General features: G+C 73.6%; 5 protein-coding genes. 2 read left to right on the top strand and 3 right to left on the bottom strand.

What is annotated here, in order from left to right; translation table 11 throughout:
• Together hemG and hemE are read right to left on the bottom strand one after the other, a co-directional pair.
• Nucleotides 1-596, bottom strand: a 596-nt coding sequence (gene hemG / locus AB0C29_RS35110) for a protoporphyrinogen oxidase (RefSeq protein ID WP_360829643.1), incomplete at its 3' end; no start/stop codon positions are given.
• An 84-nt stretch (nt 597-680) separates the two neighbouring features.
• Nucleotides 681-1,709 (bottom strand): uroporphyrinogen decarboxylase, encoded by a 1,029-nt coding sequence (gene hemE / locus AB0C29_RS35115; RefSeq protein WP_360829646.1) that lies wholly within the window; start codon nt 1,707-1,709, stop codon nt 681-683.
• A gap of 86 nt (nt 1,710-1,795) precedes the next feature.
• Here hemE and AB0C29_RS35120 point away from each other — a divergent pair, with 86 nt between their 5' ends.
• Complete coding sequence (locus AB0C29_RS35120) at nt 1,796-2,368, top strand: DUF3000 domain-containing protein (protein WP_212987669.1); 573 nt, start codon at nt 1,796-1,798, stop codon at nt 2,366-2,368.
• Here the strand turns inward: AB0C29_RS35120 and AB0C29_RS35125 are convergent.
• Entirely contained in the window at nt 2,365-3,363 is a 999-nt protein-coding gene (locus AB0C29_RS35125; RefSeq protein WP_360829650.1) for a S1C family serine protease, read from the bottom strand. The two genes, AB0C29_RS35120 and AB0C29_RS35125, sit on opposite strands and share 4 nt — an antisense overlap.
• 168 nt (nt 3,364-3,531) lie before the next feature.
• Here AB0C29_RS35125 and AB0C29_RS35130 point away from each other — a divergent pair.
• Nucleotides 3,532-4,528: HRDC domain-containing protein (locus AB0C29_RS35130; protein WP_360829653.1), on the top strand; the 997-nt coding region annotated here is incomplete at its 3' end.

The raw sequence follows: 4,528 nt of genomic DNA on the forward strand, positions 1-4,528 counted from the left end.
GTCAGGGTGTGCTCGGTGCGGGCGGTGCGGGCCAGGGCGGGCATGGTGGTGGCCAGGGAGAGGCGGTCGGCGCGGCCGGCGTACACGCCGCCCAGCATCGGGTCGACCAGCCGGTCGGCGACCTCGTCACCGAATCGGGCCCGGACCAGCGCACCCACGGCGACATCGGCGCCGGCCTCAAGCAACGGACGGCCCTCGTCGCGGTCCAGGCCGGCGGCCGGCCGCGCGACCGCGCCGAGCAGGCTCAGATCCCCGGGTACGCCGACCAGCGTCCCCTTGGGCACCGGCTGCAACTTGCCACCGATCGCCAGGGCAGCCGGAATGGCGGACGGATGCACGATGCGGTCACCCAGCCCGAGCCGCCGCACGAACCGCACGGCCGCGGACTCGCCACCGTCCGGCCCGCCCATCAGGAAGGACTCGGCCCCACGCTCGACGGTGCTGCCGGCCAGCTCACCGGTGCGCAACTTGCCACCGAGTCGCCCGGACTGCTCATAAATGATGATCTCGGTGTCGGCGGGCGCCCGGTCCCGGATCCGCACGGCAGCAGCCAGCCCGGCGATCCCCCCGCCGACGACCGCAACCCGCTTCCGCACAGGACCAACATTGTCAGGTCGCGATGCTCCACGGCCACCGGGGTACTTCGATGTGACAGGCACGGCACGTACCTTCGCCGATGCTCAGTTCCTATGGATCAGCTCTACCAGGCGGGTGAGGACCTCGGGGTCCGTTTCCGGCATCACGCCGTGGCCGAGGTTGAAGATGTGGCCCGGGGCCGCCTTGCCCTCGGCCAGCACCCGGCGGGCCTCGCGCTCCACGACCTCCCACGGCGCGAACAGGATCGCCGGGTCCAGGTTGCCCTGGACCGCCTTGTCCGCCCCGATCTGCGTCGTCGCCTCGTCCAGCGGGGTCCGCCAGTCCACCCCGACCACGTCCGCACCGGCCTCACCCATCGCCCGCAGCAGCACCGCCGTGCCCACCCCGAAGTGGATCCGCGGCAGCCCGGCATCGGCCAGCCCGCCCAGCACCTTGGCCGAATGCGGCAGCACGTACCGGCGGTAGTCGGCCTCGGACAGCGCGCCCGCCCACGAGTCGAAGAGCTGGACCGCGCTCACCCCGGCCCCGGCCTGGACCCGCAGGAACGCCAGCGTGATGTCGGCCAGCTTCCCCAGCAGGGCGTGCCAGAGGTCCGGCTCGCCGTACATCATCGCCTTGGTCTTCAGGTAGGTCCGCGACGGTCCGCCCTCGATCAGGTAGCTGGCCAGGGTGAACGGCGCCCCGGCGAAGCCGATCAGCGGGATCGGGCCGAGCTCGGGCACCAGCAACCGCACGGCCTCGTCGACGTAGCCGACGTCGGCCGGCTCCAGCGGGCGCAGCCGGGCCACGTCCGCGGCCGTACGGATCGGCTCGGCCACCACCGGGCCGGTGCCGGCCACGATGTCCAGGTCGACGCCGGCCGCGGCCAGCGGCACCACGATGTCGCTGAACAGGATCGCGGCGTCGACGCCGTGCCGGCGTACCGGTTGCAGGGTGATCTCGGTGACCAGGTCCGGCCGGCGGCAGGATTCCAGCATCCCGACCCCCGCGCGGATCTTGCGGTATTCGGGCAGCGAGCGGCCCGCTTGTCGCATGAACCAGACGGGCGTGTGCGGCACCGGCAGGCCGCGGCAGGCCCGGACGAACGCCGAATCTTCGAGGATCGTGGTCACCCGCGACATCGTGCCACGTGAGTGAACGGCGTCGTGCGGCGCGCCGCGCGGGCCGGTACCGCGGTGATCGGCATAGGCTTCGAGGCATGGGTCCCACGTCCGCCGCACCCGAGGCGTTCACCCGCGCCGTCACCGGGCTGCGGGCTGCCGCGCCCCGCGAGGAGATCCTGCTCGAGGAGATCGCGGCGCCGCAGCGGCTGGCCCCGTACGGCTTCGCGCTGAGCGCCACCGTCCTGCGCGACGGTGACGAGGTGGCCAGCGGCCGGCTGATCCTGCTGCACGACCCGGCCGGTCACGACGCCTGGCAGGGCAACCTGCGGCTGGTCACGTTGATCACGGCGGAGCTGGAGTCGGACATGGCCGGCGACCCGCTGCTGCCGGCAGTGGCGTGGACCTGGCTCACCGACGGCCTGGAGCAGCACGCGGCGGCGTACACGGCGATCGGCGGCACGATCACCCAGACGACGTCGACCCGCTTCGGCGAGCTGGCCGGCCCGGCCCCGACGGCCGACCTGGAGATCCGCGCCTCGTGGACCCCGACCTCGGAAGACCTGGGCGCCCACCTGCAGGGCTGGTGCACCATGCTCGCCTCGACCGCCGGCCTGCCCCCACCCGGCGTAACCGCCCTCGGCAACCGCCAGCGAGCGGGCGCGAACTAACAGACCTTGAAGGTGTCGCAGGCTGTCTTGATCGGGACGGCCAGGCCGATGCCTTCCGCGTCGCGGGCCTTGGCCGTGGCCAGCCCGATCACCTCGTCCGCGCTGTTCACCACCGGTCCGCCGGAGTTGCCCGGGTTGATCGGGGCGTCGAACTGGATCGTCGGGCCTTCCGAGTCGTCCGGCCGGTACGCGCTCACCACCCCGGTCGTCACCGTGTCCTCCAGGCCCAGCGGTGCGCCGACCACCACGACCTGCTGACCCGGCTTGACCGTGGCCGGCGCGGTGTCCAGGCCGGCGATCTTGCGGTTGGCGCGCAGCAGGGCCAGGTCGTTGCCCTTGCTGACCTTGACGATGGTCGCGGTCACCTCGTCCTTGCCGCGTTCCAGGAAGACCTTGCGGGCGCCGGAGTTCCAGACCGATTCGACCACGTGGAAGTTCGTCAGCAGGTTGGCCTGGCCTTCCGCCGCTTTGTCGCCGACCGAGAACGCCGTACCGGTGAAGTTGCCGGCCCGGACCCGGAAGACGCTCGGCAGCACCGACGACGAGATCGCCTCGGGGTCGAAGACCGCGGCGAGCTTCTGCTCGAGCTTGTCCGCCCGCTCGGTGAGCTGGTCCTGGCGTTGCAGCGCGCCGGCCAGCTGGTCCGCACTGGCGCCGAGCCGGCTGTCCACCCGGTCGAGCCGCCAGGCCTGCCAGCCGGCCACCAGGAGCAGCACCAGAACCAGGAGCATCGTCATCAGCCGGCTGCGGCCACGGCCGTTGAGCACGGCCGGCTCGGTCGCCGGGTCGGCCACCACGGGGTACGCGGCCGCGCCCTCCGGCGACGGCAGGTACGGCGCACCGAACCGGCTCGCCGGGCGCGGATGACCGAACCGGGGCTCGGGCCGGTGCGCGGTGGCCCATTCGCCCGAGGGGTGGTCGGGCAGGCTGAGCAGCGGGTCCTGCGGTGGCCGGCGCGGGCCCGGCACCCCGAAGGGGTCGTAGGCGGTCGTCATGCGGCGCGGGCCTCCCGGGTATCGACGCTCCGGTGTCTAGTACGGACGAGAAGGGGTCCGCGGACGGGCGTGCGCGGGGTTTCTTGAAACAGGCCCGAGTGGATCGAGGCCCGACGCGCCGGGACCCGGCTGCGCACACCGGGGGCGGTACCCCCGTACGGTTACGGAGTGACCGACGAAGCACCCCTGCGCCGTCGGGACGCGCCGGACCAAGCAGGGGACGGACCGCACGCCGTGCCGCCCGACCCGATGTCTGGCGGTCCCGAGAGCGAACCTGCCCGCACCTCCGTTCCCCTCACCGCACCCCGCGACGGCACGCCCCGGCCGGTCGAGACCGCCGATGAGCTGGCCGAAGTGGTCGCGCGGATGACCGCGGGCTCCGGCCCGGTGGCGGTCGACGCCGAGCGCGCGTCCGGCTACCGCTACACCCAGAAGGCCTACCTGGTGCAGTTGCGCCGGGCCGGGGCCGGCACGGTGCTGATCGATCCGATGCCGCTGGACGACCTGCGCACCCTGGACGAGGCCCTGGCCGAGACCGAGTGGGTGCTGCACGCGGCCAGCCAGGATCTGGCCTGCCTGGCCGAGGTGGGGATGAAGCCGCGCCGGCTGTTCGACACCGAGCTGGCCGCCCGGCTGGCCGGTTTCGAGCGGGTCGGGCTGGCCGCGCTCACCGAGCAGCTGCTGGGCTACTCGCTGGAGAAGCACCATTCGGCGGCGGACTGGTCGACCCGGCCGCTGCCGGAGTCCTGGCTGACGTACGCCGCCCTGGACGTCGAGCTGCTCACCGACCTGCGCGATCTGCTGGCCGCCGAGCTGGAGCGGCAGGGCAAGTCGGCGTGGGCCGCCGAGGAGTTCGCGGCCCTGGTGGCCAGCGCCGACCGGCCGCCACGCAGCCGGCCGGACCCGTGGCGGCGCACCTCCCGCATCCACCGGGTCCGCGGCGCCCGCGCCCAGTCCCGGCTCCGCGCCCTCTGGTACGCCCGCGACGGCGTGGCGTCCCGCCGTGACTCAGCGCCGGGCCGGGTGCTGCCGGATTCGGCGATCATCGCCGCGGCCGAACTGGACCCGAAGGACGAACGCGCGCTGCTGGCCCTGCCGGGCTTCGGCGGCCGGTCGGTGCGCCGGCTGGCCCGGGTCTGGCTGGACGCCCTGGACGCGGCCCGCG

This window comes from Actinoplanes sp. NPDC048791 (genome assembly GCF_040650095.1).
Taxonomy (GTDB): Bacteria; Actinomycetota; Actinomycetes; order Mycobacteriales; family Micromonosporaceae; genus Actinoplanes.